17 protein-coding genes are annotated in these 17,964 nt (G+C 72.3%); 9 read left to right on the top strand and 8 right to left on the bottom strand.

What is annotated here, in order from left to right; all coding sequences use genetic code 11:
- Nucleotides 1–23: 23 nt before the first annotated feature.
- From BJ975_RS13525 to dnaK, 4 genes are read right to left on the bottom strand one after another with little or no spacing between them, the layout of a single operon-like run.
- Nucleotides 24–398, bottom strand: a complete 375-nt coding sequence (locus BJ975_RS13525) for a heat shock protein transcriptional repressor HspR (protein WP_179426785.1) — start codon at nucleotides 396–398, stop codon at nucleotides 24–26.
- Complete coding sequence (gene dnaJ / locus BJ975_RS13530; RefSeq protein ID WP_179426787.1) at nucleotides 395–1,501, bottom strand: molecular chaperone DnaJ; 1,107 nt, start codon at nucleotides 1,499–1,501, stop codon at nucleotides 395–397. Before dnaJ ends, BJ975_RS13525 begins: the two co-directional genes overlap by 4 nt.
- 29 nt (nucleotides 1,502–1,530) lie before the next feature.
- Entirely contained in the window at nucleotides 1,531–2,103 is a 573-nt protein-coding gene (locus BJ975_RS13535; protein WP_179426789.1) for a nucleotide exchange factor GrpE, read from the bottom strand.
- Nucleotides 2,100–3,938: a molecular chaperone DnaK gene (gene dnaK, locus BJ975_RS13540; protein ID WP_179426798.1), complete on the bottom strand. Its 1,839-nt coding sequence runs from the start codon at nucleotides 3,936–3,938 to the stop codon at nucleotides 2,100–2,102. The genes BJ975_RS13535 and dnaK overlap by 4 nt, the downstream gene beginning before the upstream one ends.
- A gap of 178 nt (nucleotides 3,939–4,116) precedes the next feature.
- Between dnaK and BJ975_RS13545 the strand changes: the two genes are divergently transcribed.
- The 7 genes from BJ975_RS13545 (at nucleotide 4,117) to BJ975_RS13575 (ending at nucleotide 11,891) form a co-directional block, all read left to right on the top strand.
- Entirely contained in the window at nucleotides 4,117–5,313 is a 1,197-nt protein-coding gene (locus tag BJ975_RS13545) for a sensor histidine kinase (protein WP_179426800.1), read from the top strand.
- A complete protein-coding gene (locus BJ975_RS13550; RefSeq protein WP_317628270.1) occupies nucleotides 5,310–5,978 on the top strand; it encodes a response regulator transcription factor in 669 nt (222 codons plus the stop codon). The genes BJ975_RS13545 and BJ975_RS13550 overlap by 4 nt, the downstream gene beginning before the upstream one ends.
- Before the next feature lie 93 nt (nucleotides 5,979–6,071).
- A complete protein-coding gene (locus BJ975_RS13555; RefSeq protein WP_179426804.1) occupies nucleotides 6,072–6,848 on the top strand; it encodes an ABC transporter ATP-binding protein in 777 nt (258 codons plus the stop codon).
- A complete protein-coding gene (locus BJ975_RS13560; protein ID WP_179426806.1) occupies nucleotides 6,845–9,268 on the top strand; it encodes an ABC transporter permease in 2,424 nt (807 codons plus the stop codon). Before BJ975_RS13555 ends, BJ975_RS13560 begins: the two co-directional genes overlap by 4 nt.
- Before the next feature lie 134 nt (nucleotides 9,269–9,402).
- A complete protein-coding gene (locus tag BJ975_RS13565; protein WP_179426808.1) occupies nucleotides 9,403–9,981 on the top strand; it encodes a TetR/AcrR family transcriptional regulator in 579 nt (192 codons plus the stop codon).
- A complete protein-coding gene (locus tag BJ975_RS13570) occupies nucleotides 9,978–11,393 on the top strand; it encodes a flavin-containing monooxygenase (RefSeq protein WP_179426810.1) in 1,416 nt (471 codons plus the stop codon). Before BJ975_RS13565 ends, BJ975_RS13570 begins: the two co-directional genes overlap by 4 nt.
- 51 nt (nucleotides 11,394–11,444) lie before the next feature.
- On the top strand, nucleotides 11,445–11,891 hold the full coding sequence (locus tag BJ975_RS13575; protein WP_179426812.1) for a DUF3817 domain-containing protein: 447 nt from the start codon (nucleotides 11,445–11,447) through the stop codon (nucleotides 11,889–11,891).
- Between the two features lie 77 nt (nucleotides 11,892–11,968).
- On the opposite strand, the gene BJ975_RS13580 is transcribed toward BJ975_RS13575, so the two are convergent.
- Nucleotides 11,969–13,408: an NCS2 family permease gene (locus BJ975_RS13580; protein WP_179426814.1), complete on the bottom strand. Its 1,440-nt coding sequence runs from the start codon at nucleotides 13,406–13,408 to the stop codon at nucleotides 11,969–11,971.
- 122 nt (nucleotides 13,409–13,530) lie between these two features.
- Here BJ975_RS13580 and BJ975_RS13585 point away from each other — a divergent pair, with 122 nt between their 5' ends.
- Nucleotides 13,531–14,478 carry an FKBP-type peptidyl-prolyl cis-trans isomerase gene (locus tag BJ975_RS13585; RefSeq protein WP_179426816.1) on the top strand — a complete coding sequence of 316 codons (948 nt, stop codon included), beginning with the start codon at nucleotides 13,531–13,533 and terminating at the stop codon, nucleotides 14,476–14,478.
- A gap of 3 nt (nucleotides 14,479–14,481) precedes the next feature.
- On the opposite strand, the gene BJ975_RS13590 is transcribed toward BJ975_RS13585, so the two are convergent.
- Both BJ975_RS13590 and BJ975_RS13595 read right to left on the bottom strand, forming a co-directional pair.
- Nucleotides 14,482–15,087, bottom strand: coding sequence for a DinB family protein (locus BJ975_RS13590; protein ID WP_179426818.1), 606 nt, complete (start codon nucleotides 15,085–15,087; stop codon nucleotides 14,482–14,484).
- Nucleotides 15,084–15,653 carry a TIGR03086 family metal-binding protein gene (locus tag BJ975_RS13595; protein ID WP_179426820.1) on the bottom strand — a complete coding sequence of 190 codons (570 nt, stop codon included), beginning with the start codon at nucleotides 15,651–15,653 and terminating at the stop codon, nucleotides 15,084–15,086. Before BJ975_RS13595 ends, BJ975_RS13590 begins: the two co-directional genes overlap by 4 nt.
- 110 nt (nucleotides 15,654–15,763) lie before the next feature.
- Here BJ975_RS13595 and BJ975_RS13600 point away from each other — a divergent pair, with 110 nt between their 5' ends.
- Nucleotides 15,764–17,146, top strand: a complete 1,383-nt coding sequence (locus BJ975_RS13600) for an amidase (RefSeq protein WP_179426822.1) — start codon at nucleotides 15,764–15,766, stop codon at nucleotides 17,144–17,146.
- Nucleotides 17,147–17,174: 28 nt separating this feature from the next.
- On the opposite strand, the gene map is transcribed toward BJ975_RS13600, so the two are convergent.
- Nucleotides 17,175–17,945 carry a type I methionyl aminopeptidase gene (gene map, locus BJ975_RS13605; RefSeq protein ID WP_179426824.1) on the bottom strand — a complete coding sequence of 257 codons (771 nt, stop codon included), beginning with the start codon at nucleotides 17,943–17,945 and terminating at the stop codon, nucleotides 17,175–17,177.
- Between the last annotated feature and the right edge of the window lie 19 nt (nucleotides 17,946–17,964).

Consider the following 17,964-nt stretch of genomic DNA (forward strand, 5'->3'; position numbering starts at 1 on the left):
GGGGCAGGGCGGAGGTGGCGGGGTCAGCGCTGGCGGCGCCAGACGGTGACCTGGCGGTCGCCGTAGAGCGCGGGGAGGTTCTGTGGGGCGCGCGCCTGGGCCAGCTCGGCCTGCAGCTCGGCGACCTTCGCCTGCAGCGCGGTCACCTGGTTCTCCAGCGCGATGACGCGCTTCACGCCCTCGAGCCCGAGGCCCTCGGCGGTCAGCTGGGCCACCATCCGCAGCAGCTCGATGTCGCGCAGCGAGTAGCGACGGCCGCCGCCGGACGTGCGACCGGCCTCGACGAGGCCGATCCGGTCGTACGTGCGCAGGGTCTGCGGGTGCAGGCCCGACAGCTCCGCGGCGATGCTGATGACGAAGACCTTGGCCTCCGGTCCCGGCGGGACGAATTCATTCATGAGGTACTCCCGATCCTTGCGGCACGGTAGGCCTCGATCGCGGCCAGCTCGTCGGCCGACGGCTCGTGCGGCACCTGCACCTCGACGGTGACGAGCAGGTCGCCGCGGGTGCCGTCGCGGCGGGTGCCGCCCTTGCCGCGCGCCCGGAACGTGCGGCCGTTGGGGGTGCCGGCGGGCACCTTGAGCTTGACCGGTGGACCGTCGATCGTGGGAGCGCTGACCTCGCCGCCGAGCACCGCGTCGTCGAACGACAGCGGCACCGTGACCGTGAGGTCGTCGCCCTTGCGCCCGAAGCGCTCGTCACCCTCGACGTGGACCACGAGGAAGAGGTCGCCGGCGGGTGCGCCGGTGTCGCCCTTCGCGCCCTTGCCGCGGATCTTGATTCGCTGGCCGTCCTTGACGCCCGCGGGCACCTTGACGTTGATCGTGCGGCTCGACGGCGCGCGGCCCGAGCCCGCGCACACCTCGCACGGGTGCTCCACGATGAGCCCGCGACCGCGGCACTGGCGGCACGGCTCGGTCATCGCGAACACGCCACCCGAGGCGCTGGTCTGCATGCCGCTGCCCTGGCAGTTGCCGCACACCTTCGGCACGGTTCCGGGCTTGGCCCCGGTGCCGTGGCACATCGAGCAGGGCTCGTCGCTGGTGAGCCGCAGCGGGATCGTGGCGCCCTCCACCGCCTGGCGGAAGGTGATCGTGGCCTCGGTCTCGAGGTCGTCGCCCCGGCGCGGCTGCGCCTGGCGGCGCCGTCCGCCGCGAGCCCCGCCGCCGCCGAAGATGCCGCCCAGGATGTCGCCGAGGTCGAAGTCGACGCCCCCGCCGTACGAGCCGCCCCCGGGCGGCGGGAAGCCACCCTTGAACTGCCCGAACAGCGAGCGCTGCTCGTCGTACTGCTTGCGCTTCTCGGCGTTCCCGACGACCCCGTACGCCTCCGAGATCGCCTTGAAGCGCTCCTCGGCCTGGGCGTTGCCGGGGTTGGAGTCGGGGTGGTGGTCCCGCGCCAGCTTGCGGTACGCCTTCTTGATCTCGTCGGCCGAGGCATCCTTCTTGACGCCCAGGACCGCGTAGAAGTCCTTCGACGCCCAGTCAGTCGGTGCGCTCATTCACCCCTCCTCCCTCGTCGTGCTCTCGTTCAGTCCTCGGTAGTCGGCTGCTCGGTGGCCGCCGCGGCGGCACCCGGGTCGACGACCCCCACCACGGCGGGCCGCAGGACGCGGTCGCCGACGCGGTAGCCGGTGCGCATGACCTGCGCGATGCTCTGCACCTCGACCTCGGGGTCCTCGCCCGCGTGGAAGACGGCCTCGTGCAGGTTCGGGTCGAACGGCTCGCCGACCGCCCCGAACGACTCGAGGTCGAACTTGCCCAGGGCACCACGCAGCTGGTCGGCGACGGCCCTGAAGCCGCCCGTCAGCTCGCCGTGCTCCTCGGCGCGACCGAGGTCGTCGAGCACGGTCAGCAGCTCGGCCAGGACCTTCTGCTTGCCGGTCTCGACCGCGCGGACGCGGTCGTCCTCGACGCGGCGCTTGTAGTTGATGAACTCTGCCTGCTTGCGCTGGAGGTCGTTCGTGAGCTCGGCGACCTTCGCCTCGAGGTCGGCGACGGCGTCGGGCGCGGGCTGCGTCTCGGCGGCCGGCTCCGTCTCGGCGCCGCCGACGGGCGCCTCCCCTTCAGGGGAGGTCGCCTCGTCGAACGGCTGCTCGGTCACTTCTGCTCACCCTCGTCGTCGACGATCTCGGCCTCGACGACGTCCTCGTCGTCGGCCGGCGCATCGCCCGCGGGGGCACCCTCGGCGCCCGCCTCGGCCGCCGCGGCGGCGTACATGGCCTCGCCCATCTTCGAGCTGGAGGTGCCCAGCTTCGCGACGGCGGCCTGGATGGCGTCGGTGTCGTCGCCCTCGAGGGCGGACTTCAGCGAGTCGACGTCGGCCTGGACCTCGGTCTTCACGTCGTCGCCGACCTTGTCGCCGTTCTCGGCCAGGAACTTCTCGGTCGAGTGGACCAGCGTCTCGGCCTGGTTGCGGACCTCGACCGACTCGCGGCGCTTGCGGTCCTCCTCGGCGTACTGCTCGGCGTCCTTGACCATCTTGTCGATGTCGTCCTTCGACAGCGCGGAGCCGCCGGTGATCGTCATCGACTGCTCCTTGCCGGTGCCGCGGTCCTTCGCCGAGACGTTCACGATGCCGTTGGCGTCGATGTCGAAGGTGACCTCGATCTGCGGCACGCCACGCGGCGCCGGCGGCAGGCCGGTGAGCTCGAACGTGGCCAGCAGCTGGTTGCCGGCGGCCATCTCGCGCTCGCCCTGGTAGACCTGGATCGCCACGGACGGCTGGTTGTCGTCGGCCGTGGTGAAGACCTCGGACCGCTTGGTCGGGATCGTGGTGTTGCGCTCGATGAGCTTGGTCATCACGCCGCCCTTGGTCTCGATGCCCAGCGACAGCGGGGTCACGTCGAGCAGCAGGACGTCCTTGACCTCGCCCTTGAGCACGCCGGCCTGGAGGCTGGCGCCGATCGCGACGACCTCGTCGGGGTTGACGCCCTTGTTGGGCTCCTTGCCACCGGTGAGGGTCTTCACGAGCTCGGACACGGCCGGCATGCGGGTGGAGCCACCCACGAGCACGACGTGGTCGATGTCGTTCACCGTGACGCCGGCGTCCTTGATCACGTTCTGGAACGGCTTCTTGGTGCGCTCGAGCAGGTCGGCGGTGATCTTCTCGAACTCGGCGCGGGTCAGCGTCTCGTCGAGGAAGACGGGGTTGCCGTCGACGACCGTGATGTAGGGCAGGTTGATCGACGTCGAGGACGAGCTGGAGAGCTCGATCTTCGCGCGCTCGGCGGCCTCGCGGATGCGCGGCATCGCCATCTTGTCCTTGGTCAGGTCGACGCCGGTGGACGCCTTGAACTTGTTGACGAGCCAGTCGACGACCGCGTTGTCCCAGTCGTCGCCGCCGAGGTGGTTGTCACCGCTGGTCGCCTTCACCTCGATGACGCCGTCGCCGATCTCCAGCAGGGACACGTCGAACGTGCCGCCGCCGAGGTCGAAGACGAGGATCGTCTGGTCGTCGCCCTTGTCGAGGCCGTACGCGAGCGCGGCCGCGGTGGGCTCGTTGATGATGCGGCTGACGTTGAGGCCCGCGATCTCGCCGGCCTCCTTCGTGGCCTGGCGCTGGTGGTCGTTGAAGTACGCCGGCACGGTGATGACCGCGTCGGTGACCGGCTCGCCCAGGTAGGCCTCGGCGTCGCGCTTGAGCTTCTGCAGCACGAACGCGCTGATCTGCTGGGGGTTGAACGTCTTGCCGTCGATCTCCACCGACCAGTCCGTGCCCATGTGGCGCTTGACCGAGCGGATGGTGCGGTCGACGTTCGTGACGCCCTGACGCTTGGCGACCTCGCCGGTCAGGACCTCACCGTCCTTCGCGAACGCGACGACGGACGGGGTGGTGCGAGCGCCTTCGGCGTTCGCGATGACGGTGGGCTCTCCACCTTCGAGCACGGCCACGACGGAGTTCGTCGTGCCGAGGTCGATGCCGACTGCACGGGCCATGGTTCCTCCTGGATTCGCAGATGATCTGTCTGGTGAGCTCTGCCTTGAAGACTGTGGGTCAAAAGACTTGAGTCATACGTTATCAACTTCGTTCAAGGCCCCGGCATTCCCCCCGGGGCCCGCAAGACCAGACCCTGGTCTGACGAATGGATCACACCGCGCGCCTAGGCTCTGCCTCATGGACGAGATCGCGCCCGCGCCCGGGCGACCGTGGCGCCTGGGTCCGCGCGCGACCCGCCTGTTCGACGTCGCGCTGGCCTCGGCGCTCGTCCTGGCGTCCTTCCCGATGAGCGTGCTCGCGACCGGCCAGAACGCATGGGCGCTCGGTCTGTCCCTGCTCCAGACGGTCCCGCTGTACTGGCGGCGCAGCCGTCCCGTGACCGTGTTCGTCGCGGTCGCCGGTGCGAGCGTGCTGCAGGCGGGGACCTACGACCTGCCCGTCTGGGGTCAGGTGGCCTTCCCGGTCGCGCTGTACTCGCTCGCCCGGTTCGGGTCGGCGACGGCGGGACGCATCGGCCTGCTCGTGGGGCTCTGCGGCGCCGCGGTGGCCTCGTGGGTGTGGACCTCCGCCCAGTTCGCCGCCTATCCCCCGGGCCTGGACTACATCGACTACGACATGGGTCTGCGCGACCTGTCGCCGTACTTCTTCCTCATCACCGCGATCGTGCTGGCCGCGTGGGCGCTCGGCAGCCAGGCGCGCATCCGCCGGGCGTACGAGGCCAACCTCGTGGCGCAGGGCCGCCAGCTCGCCGCGGAGGCCGAGCAGCGCGCCGTGCTGGCCGCCGCCGAGGAGCGCACGCGGATCGCCCGCGAGATGCACGACGTCGTCGCGCACGGACTCTCCGTGGTGATCGTGCAGGCCGACGGTGCGCGGTACGCGGCGCAGAAGGACCCGCAGGTGGCGGTGGAGACGCTGGCCACGGTGGCGTCGGTGGGTCGCGACGCCCTCACCGAGATGCGTCGCCTGCTCGGCCTGCTGCGCGGCACCGAGGACCCCGCGCTCGCCCCGCAGCCGCGCCTGGAGGACATCCCGTCGCTCGTCACCGCCGACGACCGGGTCGACCTCCACCTGCCCGATCCGATGCCGCAGGTGCCCGACGGCGTCGCCCTCACGGCCTACCGGCTCGTGCAGGAGTCGCTCACCAACGTCCGCAAGCACGCGGGCCCACAGGCGCGCGCCACGGTGCGGCTCGCGGCCGGCGCGGGCGGCCTCGACGTCGAGGTGGTCGACGACGGCCGCGGCGGGGCGAACGACGGCACCGGCGGTCTCGGCCTGCTCGGCATGCGCGAGCGCGTGGAGGTCCACGACGGCACCCTCGAGGTCGGGCCCGCGCCCGGTGGCGGATGGGCCGTGCGTGCGAGGATCCCCACGTGACCGCCCCGATCCGCGTCGCCCTCGTGGACGACCAGCAGATGGTGCGCGCGGGCTTCCGGATGCTGGTCGACAGCCAGGACGACCTCATGGTCGTGGGCGAGGCCGGCGACGGCGAGGAGGCGCTGCGGCTGCTGGCCGAGGTCGAGGCCGACGTCGTGCTCATGGACGTGCGCATGCCGCGGCTCGACGGCGTCGAGGCCACGCGGCGGCTCGCGCCCGGCGACGAGGGTCCGCGCGTCATCGTGCTCACCACGTTCGACCTCGACGAGTACGCATTCGCGGCGCTCCGGGCGGGCGCCTCGGCGTTCCTGCTGAAGGACGCCGCGCCACCCGACCTCCTGGCCGCGATCCGCGCCGTGCACGCCGGCGACGCCGTGGTGGCACCCTCCACCACCCGCCGCCTGCTCGACCACTTCCTCGCCGCACCCACCGCGCCTCGTGCGTCCGGTGCCGCCGCCGACCGGCGCCTGGAGTCGGTCACCGAGCGCGAGCGTGAGGTCCTCGGCCTCATCGCGCGCGGCCTCAGCAACCCCGAGATCGCGGCCGACCTCGTCGTCTCGGAGGCCACCGTGAAGACGCACGTGAGCCGGCTGCTGGCCAAGACGGGCTCGCGCGACCGCGTGCACCTCGTGCTGCTGGCCTTCGAGGCCGGCCTCGTCGACTGACCGTGCGGGGTCTCCCGTCATACCGTGGGCGGACGCCGAAGATCCGCCCCTGAGGCGACGACCGGGAGGGCCTGCGAAAAATAGCGTCGGGGCATGACTTCGACCTCCTTCTCCGGCACCGCGTCGCAGCGCGGCGTCCTGCCCGCCGCCTCCGTTCGCGGCCTCACCAAGACCTACGGCCACGGCGACACCACCGTGCACGCGCTGCGCTCGGTCGACCTCGACCTCCCGCCCGGCCGCTTCACCGCGATCATGGGCCCGTCCGGCTCGGGCAAGTCGACGCTGATGCACTGCCTCGCCGGCCTCGACCGCCCCACCGAGGGCACCGTCTCGATCGCGGGCACCGAGCTGACGACCCTCGACGACGACCGGCTCACCCACTTCCGCCGCGACCACCTCGGCTTCGTGTTCCAGGCGTTCAACCTGCTGCCGATGCTGACCGCGCGGCAGAACATCATGCTGCCGTTCGAGCTGGCCGGCCGCCGCCTCGAGCCCGGCACGGCCGAGCGCATCGATCAGGTCATCGACGTGCTCGGGCTGCGCGACCGGCTGGACCACCGTCCCGGAGAGCTCTCCGGCGGCCAGCAGCAGCGCGTCGCGATCGCCCGAGCCCTCGCCGCGGACGCCGACGTCGTGTTCGCCGACGAGCCCACCGGCAACCTCGACAGCACGGCGTCGTCCGAGGTGCTGGCCTACCTGCGCCGCAGCGTGATCGAGCTCGGCCACACGGTCGTCATGGTCACGCACGAGCTCGACGCCGCGGCGTACGCCGACGACGTGGTCGTGCTGGCCGACGGACGCGTCCGCGCCCACCTGGTCACGCCGACCCGCGACGCCATCGCGCGCGCCCTCGAGGGCGGTGCCCGATGAGGACCGTCCTGCTCGCCTCGCTGCGCACCCACACGCGCCGCTACGTCTCGGCGCTCGTGGCCGTGTCGATCGCGGTGGCGTTCGTCGTGGTCATCGACGCGATCGGCTCGGGCGCGCGCAGCGGCGTCGCCGCCAGCGTCGAGGCCGCCTACCCGGCGGCCGACCTCGTCGTCGGCGAGGAGTACGGCGTCGCCGAGGCCGACCCCGCGAAGGCGCTCGAGGTCGCGGAGCGGCGCGGCGACCGCGCGACCGTGATCGCCTCCCTCTGGACCACCGTCGCCGGGCCGGACGGCTCGCTGGGCGACGACGTCCAGGTCGGCACCGTGTCCACCGAGCCCGACCTGCGCTCGCAGGACGTCGCCCGGGGTCGCGCCCCGACCGGCGACGGCGAGGCGCTCGTCGCCGAGGACACCGCGAAGACGCACGACCTGAAGATCGGCGACCTCCTCACGGTCGGTGTCGGGAACGACGCGACCGACGTCGCCATCGTCGGCCTCACGCGGGCCTCCTCCTACCTCGACGCGGACGTCGACATCACGTGGCCCGCGATGGCGGGTCTCGGCATGGCCATCCCCGATGCGGTCGCGTACGACGTGCGCGACGGCGACGTGGCGGGCGCGACCGAGGCGCTGACCGCCGCGGTCGACTCGACCGTGCAGACCCGCGACGAGTACGTGGCCGCCCGCATCGTCATGCTCAACCAGGGCGTCGACGTGCTGTCGTACCTGCTGCTGCTCTTCGCGGCGGTCGCCGGCTTCGTCGCCGTGCTCGTCATCGCGAACACCTTCACGATCCTGTTCGCCCAGCGCAGTCGCGACTTCGCCCTGCTGCGCTGCGTCGGCGCGACCGGCCGGCAGGTGCTGCGGTCGGTGCGGGTGGAGGCCTTCGTCCTGGCCCTCGCCGGCGGTGTCGCCGGCGTGGTGACCGGTGTCGTCCTGGGCCGCGGGCTGGGCTGGGTGATCCGCGCGTGGGCCGGTGAGGCGGCGTTCGGTCCGGTCTCGCACTCCCCCGTCTGGCTGGGCGCCGCCTTCATCGGCGGCGTGCTGGCCACGGTCGTCGCCGCCTGGTGGCCCACCCGCTCGGTCGTGCGCGTCAGCCCGCTTGCGGCCCTGCGGCCCTCGGGTGAGGTCACCGCGCGCACCGCTGCGGGGCGCGTCCGGATCGCGCTGGGCCTCGTCGCCGTGGCGGCCGGCTGCGCCGCCCTGGCCCTGGCGATCGCGTCGGGCAACATGGTGCCGCTCATCCTCGGCGGCATGACCTCCTTCGTCGGCGTGCTGCTGCTCGGACCGCTGATCGTGCCCGCGCTGCTGCGCCTGCTCGGCCGGGTCGGCCGCACGGGCGGCCCGCTGCGCGTCGCGTCGGCGAACGCCGTGCGGAACCCACGACGCAGCGCCGCCACCACGGCGTCGCTGCTCGTCGGCGTCACCCTCGCGACGGCGATCCTCTCGGGCATGGCGAGCGCCCGCCAGGCGGTCACGGCCGAGATGGACGGCGAGTACCCGGTGGACATCGCGCTGAGCGGGACCCTCCCGGTCGACGCGGTGCGCTCGGTGGGCCAGGTCGACGGCGTCGACGAGGTCCGTGCCGTGGACGGGGCCGAGGTCGCCTCGAGCGCCGGCCGGCTCACGATCATCGCCCCCTCGGCCGACGACCGAGAGGTCACCCGCGACCGCGAGGCCACCCGCGTGGCCGACGACGAGATCCTCCTGCCGACCGTGGTGGCGCAGGACTTCGCCGAGGGCATCCCCGACGAGCTCACCCTGCGCACCCGCGAGGGCGAGGTCACCCTGGCGACGCAGCTCGTCGGGTCGAAGTGGGGTCGCGCCGCGATCGTGCCCCCCGCGGTCCTGGCGCAGCTGACGACGGACGCGGAGCCTCGCGTGCTGTGGGTCCTGGCGGACGACGGCGCCGACGCCGAGGAGCTCGGTGGCACCCTCGGCGCCCTCACCCGCGGAGGCGACGTGCAGGTCGACAACAACCTGGAGGACCAGCAGTGGGTCGCGCAGCAGCTCGACGTGCTGGTGTGGGCGGTGCTGGGCCTGCTCGGCGTGGGCATCCTCATCGCGCTCGTCGGCATCGCGAACACCGTGGGCCTGTCGATCCTCGAGCGCTCGCGCGAGCACGCCCTGATGCGTGCGCTCGGCCTCACCCGCCGCGGCCTGCGCCGGATGCTGGCCGCCGAGGGCATGCTGCTGTCGGTCGTGGCGGCGCTGCTGGGCACCGTGCTGGGCGTGACCTACGCGTGGTTCGGGGTCGAGACCATCGTGGTGCCGGTGTTGGGGTCGGGCGGCCTCGTCATCCCGTGGATCCAGCTCGGTGTCGTGCTGGTCGTGGCGGCGCTGGCCGGTCTGGCGGCCTCCACGCTGCCGGCCCGCCGCGGCGCCCGGGTCACCCCGGCCGAGGGCCTCACCCTCGACTGACCACGTCCGCCACTCCCGCCCTTCGGCGAGTGGCGCGGAACGGCCCGCCACTCGCCGAGTGGCGGGCGTTCCTGCGCCACTCGCGGTCACGCGGAGGGTATTGACGGGCCGTCAATAGCGTGGACACTGATCCCATGCCGACCCCCACGGCCCGCACCCGGCTCGCCCCCGACTCCCGGCGCCGATCGATCCTCGACGCCGCCGCGATCCTCTACGCCGAGCGTCCCTACGACCAGGTCTCGACCACCGAGCTGGCGCGCTCGGCCGGCGTGACCCGCGGCCTCGTGCACCACTACTTCGGCAGCAGGCGCGCCGTGTTCCTGGCCGTCATGCGCGAGTCGGTGATGATGCCGGAGGCCGCGCTGCCCGACCTCTCCGACCTGCCACTGGCCGAGCGGGTGAGCCGCACGATCGACTGGATCCTCGACGCCGCGGGCACCTACGGACAGGCGTGGGTCGCGGCATCGGGGGCGGCGAACCTGCACGGCCCCTCCGACGTCCAGGCGATCGTCGACGAGGCCGACGACCGGGCCGCCCGGCTCGTCCTCGACGCCCTCGCACTGGCCGACGACCCGGTCCTGCGCGCGCGACTGCGTCCCGTCGCCGCCTACGTCAAGGCGCTGTGCCGGGAGTGGCTCGAGCACGGCACCCTCTCCCGCGAGGACGTCCACGCCGACGTGTGCGCCGCGGTGCTGAAGGTCGTCGCTCCATGACGTCGATCGGGATCATCGGCACCGGCTTCGGCGGCATCGCGACCGCCGTCGAGCTGCTCACCCACGGCTACGACGACGTGCGGCTGTGGGAGCGAGCCGACGACCTGGGCGGCGTGTGGCGCGACAACACCTACCCCGGCTCGGGCTGCGACGTGCCCGCCCCGCTCTACTCCTTCTCCTTCGCACCGAGCGACCGCTGGACCCGCCGCTATCCCACGCAGACGGAGATCCTGGCGTACCTGCACCGGGTCGCCGGCCGCTACGGCATCACGCCGCGGTGCCGGTTCGGCGTCCGCGTCGTGGCCGCGCGGTGGCACGACGACCGATGGGAGGTCACGTTCGGCGACGGCACGACCGAGTCGGTCGACGTCCTCGTCAGCGCCGTCGGTCAGCTGTCCGAGCCGAGCGCGCCCGACGTCGCGGGCTGGGAGTCGTTCGCCGGCCCCGTGCTGCACGCGGGCTCGTGGGATGCCTCCGTCGACCTCGCAGGCCGGCGCGTCGCCGTCGTCGGCACCGGCGCCTCGGCGATCCAGCTGGTGCCCCGACTGGCCGAGGTCGCGAGCGAGCTCGTCGTGCTGCAGAGGTCCGCCCAGCACGTGCTGCCGAAGCTCGACGGCGCGTACCCGGCCTGGTACCGCGACCTCGCCGCGCGGGAGCGTCGTCCGATCGACTGGATCACCCAGCAGTTCTCGCGCGGGCTCGACCCGTCCTCGGCGGTGGCGCGGCTGATCGACCGGATCGCCTCCACCCACCGGCGCGTGCAGGTGCGCGACCCCGGGCTGCGCCGCGACCTCACGCCGCGGCACCAGGTCGGCTGCAAGCGGATCCTGTTCTCCAACGACTACTACCCGGCGCTCACGCGCGAGCACGTCCGCCTCGTCCCGCACGAGATGACCGAGGTCCGCCCCGACGCCGTCCGCACCGCCGACGGCACGTGGCACGCGGTCGACGCGATCTGCTTCGCCACCGGCTTCGACACGCAGGAGTTCCTGCGCGGCATCGAGGTCACCGGCCCGGGCGGCGACCTGCACGAGGTCTGGTCGGGCGGCGCCCGCGCCCACCTCGGCATCCACGTGCCGGGCTTCCCGAACCTCTTCCTGGCCTACGGACCGAACACGAACCTCGGCGGCGGCTCGATCATCACGATGCTCGAGGCGCAGGCCCGTCACGTCCGCGCGGTCCTCGACCGGGCGCGTGACCGCGGCGCGAGCCGGGTGGAGGCGCGACCCGAGGCCGAGCAGCGCTGGGACGACCGGGTGCAGCACGAGCTCGCCCACTCGGCGTGGGCGTCCTGCACGAGCTGGTACCGGCACCCCGAGACCGGCCGGATCACCTCGAACTGGCCCGGCGGCACGCACGCCTACGAGCGGGTCGTGGAGCACGTCCGCGACGACGACTTCGCCTGGGCGTGAGGGCCCTCACCCGGCGGCGATCTCCTTGATCCGGCCCGGGACAATGGGGCCATGTCCCCCCGCCGCCTGTTCCGCACCGTCGCCGTCGCCGAGGCCGTCACCTGGGCCCTGCTGCTGACGGGCATGTTCCTCAAGTACGTCACCGAGACGACCGAGCTGGGGGTGCGGATCGGCGGCATGGTGCACGGCGTCGTGTTCGTGGCGTACGTGGTCACCGCCGTCGTCGTCGCGATCGACGCGCAGTGGAGCCTGAAGCGCACGGCGCTGGGCCTGCTGGCCGCGATCCCGCCGTTCTTCACGATCTGGTTCGACCTCGCCAGCGAGCGTCAGGGCGCGCTGCCCGAGCGCTGGCGCCTCGCCACCTCCGAGCCCACGGGCGCGCTCGACCGCCTCGTCGCGTGGCTCGTGCGCAAGCCCCTCCAGGGCCTGGCCGTCGGCGTCGTCGCCGTGGCCGCCCTCACCGGCGCCGCCCTCCTGGTCGGCCCGCCCACCAGTTGACGTCCCCGGAAACGACGAAGGATGATGCATTCGGCCCCGCTGAGGGGCCCAAATGCATCATCCTTCGTCGTTCCGGCTCAGGTGAGCGCGCGCGTGATCGGGTCGATCGCGAAGTAGATGACGAACAGCACGGCGATGATCCACAGCAGGACGTGGACCTCGCGGATCTTGCCCATCACGACCTTCAGCACGACGTAGGCCAGGAAGCCCGCGCCGATGCCGGCGGTGATCGAGTACGTGAACGGCATGAACGCGATCGTCAGGAAGGCCGGGATCGCGATCTCGGGATCCTTCCAGTCGATCTCGGTCACCTGGGTCATCATCAGGAAGCCCACCAGCACGAGCGCGGCCACGGCGGCCTCGTTCGGGATGACCTGCACGATCGGCGTGAAGATCGTCGCGAGCAGGAAGCACAGACCGGTGATCACGCTGGCCAGGCCCGTGCGGGCGCCGTCGGCCACGCCGGCCGTGGACTCCACGTAGGACGTGTTGCTCGAGATGCCCGCGGCGCCGCCGACCGCGGCTGCGACCGAGTCGACGATGAGGATGCGCTGCGAGCCCTCGGGCGCGCCGTCCTCGTCGTTCAGGCCGGCCTCGGCGCCGACGGCCGTCATGGTGCCCATCGTGTCGAAGAAGTCGGCGAGCATGAGCGTGAACACCAGCAGCACGGCCGCGACGACGCCCACGCGCTCGAACGAGCCGAGCAGGTTGAACGAGCCGAGCAGCGACAGGTCGGGCTTCTCGACGATGTCCTTCGGGAAGGCCGGGACGTTGAGGTTCCAGCCCTTCGACGTCGGGTCGCCGTTCGAGCCCGGGGTGTCGGTGATGGCCTGCACGATGATCGCGAGCACCGTGGTGGCGGCGATGCCGATGAGGATCGCGCCGGGCACGCGGCGCGTGTGCAGGCTGATCATCAGCAGCAGGCCGATGCAGAACACCAGCACGGGCCAGCCCGAGAGCTCGCCGCCGATGCCCATGCCGATGGGCGGCGCGGCGTTGCCGGTGGCGCGCACGAAGCCCGCGTCGATGAGGCCGATCAGCGTCAGGAACAGGCCGATGCCCACCGCGATGGCGGTCTTGAGCTGGCCCGGGACGGCGTCGAACACGGCCTTGCGGAAGCCGGTGAGCACGAGGACCAGGATCACGATGCCCTCGAGCACGACCAGGCCCATGGCATCGGCCCACGTCATCTGCGACGCCACCGAGAACGCGACGAACGCGTTGAGGCCCAGTCCGGTCGCCAGCGCGATCGGGAAGTTGGCCACGACGCCCATGAGGATCGTGAGGACGCCGGCGACGAGCGCGGTGCAGGCCGCGATGGTCGCGAAGCCCGAGCCCGGCTCGGACCCGCCGCCGAGGAAGTTCCCGTCCACGTCGGCGACGCCGCTGAGGATGATGGGGTTGAGGACGATGATGTAGGCCATCGTCAAGAAGGTCACGACACCGCCGCGAACCTCCTGGCCGATCGATGAGCCACGCTGAGAGACCTTGAAGAAGCGGTCGATGGAAGTCACCACGGACCGCCATTCTGCCAAGCGTCCGTAGGGCTGGGCACGGCGGGCTCTTCGCGGGCTCTCAGGAAACGGACAGGTACGCTCGGCAGACTGGCCCGGCGAGCCTCTCCGACGAAATGAGAACCATGCGGAACCTGAAGACCCTGCCCGCCGTCCTGCTGCTGTCCGCGGTGACCCTCGCGGCCTGCGGCTCCGGCGACGACGACGAGAAGTCGAGCCAGGAGAACTGCACCGACTACTCCTCCGGCGCCACGAGCGACGCCGTGAAGGTCTCGGGCGAGTTCGGCGAGACGGGCCCGAAGGCGACGTTCACCGCCCCGCTCACCGCGAAGGCCGACGAGCTGCAGCGCACCGTGGTCGACGACGGCAAGGGCGACGACACCGCCGAGGGCGACCAGGTCGAGGCGATCATCAGCGTCTTCAACGGCCGCACCGGCAAGCAGGCCCTCAGCGAGGCCGCCACGCTGACGGTCGGCGACGAGAACACCTTCGAGGCGTTCCGTGCCGGCATCGAGTGCGTCCCCACCGGCTCGCGCGTCGTCACGTCGGTGCTGGCGTCCGACGTCTACGGCGCCGAGGGCTACGCCGACCTCGACATCAAGGCCACCGACTCGCTGATCATCGTCACCGACGTCGTCGACGTCCGCGAGGAGGTCAAGGCCAAGGCGTGGGAGAAGGACGTCCCCGAGGTCTCCCTGAAGGGCGACGAGCCCACCGTCACGCTGCCGAAGACCGATCCGCCGAAGGACGTGCTCTACAAGGTCCTCGAGAAGGGCGACGGCGACACCGTCAAGGCGGGCGACTCCATCACCGTCAACTACCAGGGCCGCACCTGGGAGGACGACGGCAAGATCTTCCAGCAGACGTTCGGCAAGGACGGCCAGCCCGCGCAGCTGTCCACCGACCAGGTCGTCCAGGGCTTCAAGGCCGGCGTCGTGGGCCGCAAGGTCGGCGACACCGTGCTGATCACCATCCCGGCCGAGTACGGCTACGGCACCGAGGCCTCCGAGGGCAACGAGCTCGGCGGCAAGACGCTGCTGTTCGTCGTCGAGATCGTCTCGATCGACTCCTGACCGTCAGAACGTGCCCTCGGGCGCGGTGACCGTGCGACCGGCGTCGCGGTGGACCTCCGCCGCGGCGCCGATCCGCTCCAGCAGGGCCGACCACCACGCCTCGTCCCGCTCGGTGCGGGCCTCGTCCCACGTGTCGCCCTGCCCGTCGATCCCCTCGCGCAGGATCTCGAGGTGGCCGGCGTGCTGTGCGGTCTCCGAGACGAGGTGCACGAGCAGCCGCTCGAAGGTCGTCGACGGCTCGGACCACCACGGCACGGTGACCGGAGCGTCGGGCGCGAGCGCGGCCGCGGCCCGCTCGGTGTGCTCGCCCACGGCCACGTAGAGGTCGATGACGTCCTGCGCCGACTCGTCCGCGGTCAGCCAGAGGTCGGAGTTGTCCTCCTCCCCCGTCGTGGTCTCCCACGGCGTGCCGAGGTCGCTGGGGAAGCCGGCGCACGACGCGACGTACTCCAGCTCGACGATCGCCAGGTGCTTGACCAGGCCCAGCAGGTTCGTGCCCGTGGGCGTCAGCGGCCGGCGGGCGTCGTACTCGTCCACCCCGTGCACGGCCCGCAGCACCGCACGGTGGCCGCGCCGCAGGTACTCGAGGCTGATCGCGTTGGCGGTCACCGGGCCGACCGCCACTGGGGATCGCGGCCGAGGAAGCCCATCAGTCGCGTCACCCCGTCGCTGTCGGGCGGCACGGGAACCGCCGGTCCGTACTGGCCCGAGTCGCGCAGGATCTGCTCGTGCAGGCTCATCCCCTGCAGCAGGTGCTCGCACTCCTGCGCGTCGAGGCCCGACGGGACGCCGGCCGACTCGGCCAGGTCCCACGTGTGCATGAGCACGTCGGTCGTGTAGAGCCGGTCGACGACGCCGCCGAGCGGCTCGGTGCCCAGGTGCGGGTGCGTGAAGTCCGCCTCCGCGGCGTCCGACGCGAGCAGCTGCTGGATCTCGGCCGCGTGCGCCCGCCAGGTGCCGGCGGGGTCGTCCCCGTCGACCGGACGGCTCAGGTCGACGCCGCCGGAGGCGAGGAAGCCCTGCGACCACGTCACGAGGTGCTCGACGACGTCGCGTGCGCGCCACTCGGGCACGGGCGTCGGCGCGTCCCAGTCGTCCACCTGCTCGACGACGGCGGTGAAGCCCTCCACGATGCGCGCATGACGCTCGGCGAGGGGCTGCGAGGGTGCGGACACGGGTCCTCCTGCGGTGGGCGGCACGGGGCTCCAGTCGACCGGCCGAACCCCGGCGGCGTCAAGGGTGGGCGCCGCTTGTCGATCGCCGGCGAACACGAGACGGTGGCACGGTGACCGCACTGCACGACCTCGACGCCCACGACCTCGCCGCGACCATCGCCTCGGGCGAGGTCTCGTGCGTCGAGGTCACCCGCCACTTCCTCGAACGGGCCCAGGACGACCACCTCGGCGCCTTCGTGACCCTCACCCCCGAGCGCGCGCTGGCCCGCGCGGCCGCGCTCGACGCCCTCGAGGAGCGCCCGCCGTTCGCGGGCGTGCCGACGGCCTTCAAGGACCTGACGGCGACCGAGGGCGTCCGCACGACGATGGGGTCGCGGCTCATGGCCGACCAGGTGCCCGACCACTCCGCCGACCTCGTCGGCCTCGTCGAGGACGCCGGCTTCGTCAGCCTGGGCAAGACGAACACCCCGGAGTTCGGCCTGAGCTCGTACACCGACAACGACGTCGTCGGTCCGACCGGCACGCCCGCGGACCCGTCGCGGAACGCGGGCGGCTCGAGCGGTGGCGCGGCCGCGGCGGTCGGTGCGCGGCTGCTCCCGCTCGCGCCCGGCAGCGACGGCGGCGGCTCGATCCGGATCCCCGCGTCGTGCTGCGGGATCCTCGGCTTCAAGCCGTCGCGCGGGCGTGTGGGCGCCGGCCCCGACTCCCCCACGTGGAACGGGCTGGCCACCGACGGCGTCCTGGCCCGCTCGGTGCGCGACGTGGCCGCCGTGCTCGACCTCCTCGCCCGGCCGATGCCCGGCTCGTCCCGGGTGTGGCCCGCACCGGCCGTGCCGTTCGCGGAAGAGGTCCGACGCGAGACCGGCCGGCTGCGCATCGCGACCTGGACCGACCCCTACCTCGACTTCGCCGAGCCCTCCCCCGGCTCGGTCGCCGCCGTCGCCGCGGCGCGCGAGGCACTCGCCTCGCTCGGGCACGAGGTCGTGGAGATCGCGAACCCCTGGCCCGCCGAGCTGGAGCCGCAGTTCAACGTGGTCTGGTCCGCCGGGATGGCGTCCGTGCCGCTGCCGCCCGAGGCGATCGGCAGCCTGCGTCCGACGACGCGGTACTGGTACGAGCGGGGCGGCCAGGCCTCAGCGCCCGCGCTGGCCGCCGCGATGGGCTTCCTCGAGCTGACGACCGCGCGGGTCAACGCCGCACTGGCCTCGTTCGACCTGTTCCTCACGCCCACGCTGGCCCTGCCGCCGCAGCCGCACGCGTGGTTCACCGAGTCGGGCGACCCGGCCGAGGACCACCGGCGCGAGCTGCTCTTCACGCCCTACACGGCGCTGATGAACATGAGCGGCCAGCCCGCCGCGAGCGTGCCCGGCTTCGCGCACGAGGGCCTCCCGGTAGGCGTGATGCTCGCCGGGCACGTCGGCGCCGACGCGCTCGTCCTCCGCGCGTCCCGAGATTTGCTCCAGAATCGACGTTTCAACCCGCTTGAAAGGTAGGAATTGGAGCAGATCTCGCGAAGGGCGGTCAGCCGCGGGCGGTCATGACGATCGGGTCGCCGTCGGTGATCGCGATGGTGTGCTCGCTGTGGGCGCCGCGGGAGCCGTCGACGCTGCGGATGGTCCAGCCGTCCTCGTCCATGCGGATCTCGTCGGTGGCCGCCAGCAGCCACGGCTCGATCGCGATGACGAGGCCCGGCTTGAGCGGGAAGCCTCGACCGGCGGTGCCGTCGTTCGAGATGTGGGGGTCGCCGTGCATCGTGCGGCCGACGCCGTGCCCGCCGAACTGGGTGTTGACCGAGTAGCCGTACTCGCGCGCGGTCTCGCCGATGGTCGCGCTGATGTCACCGATCTTGTTGCCGGGACGGGCGACCTCGATGGCACGGGCCAGGGCGACCTCGGTGGCCTCGATCAGGCGCAGGTCCTCGTCGCGCGGCGTGCCCACCACGACGCTGAGTGCCGAGTCGCACACCCAGCCGTCGACGCTCACCGCGAAGTCGAAGCTGACCAGGTCGCCGTCGCGCAGCCTGTACTTGTGCGGCAGGCCGTGCAGCACCGCGTCGTTGACGCTCGTGCACAGCACCTTGCCGAACGGGCCGCGCCCGAACGAGGGCGCGTAGTCGATGTAGCAGGACTCGGCGCCGCGGTCCTTGATCATCCGGTGCGCGAGGGCGTCGAGCTCGATCAGGTCGACGCCGACGTCGGCCGTCTCGGCCAGGGTCGTCAGGACCTCGGCGACGAAGCGGCCGGCGGGCCGCATGTCGTCGAGTTGAGTGGGGCTCAGGAGCTCGATCGCCATGCGGCCAGCCTACGGAGTC

It is taken from the genome of Aeromicrobium tamlense (assembly GCF_013408555.1).
Taxonomy (GTDB): domain Bacteria; phylum Actinomycetota; class Actinomycetes; order Propionibacteriales; family Nocardioidaceae; genus Aeromicrobium; species Aeromicrobium tamlense.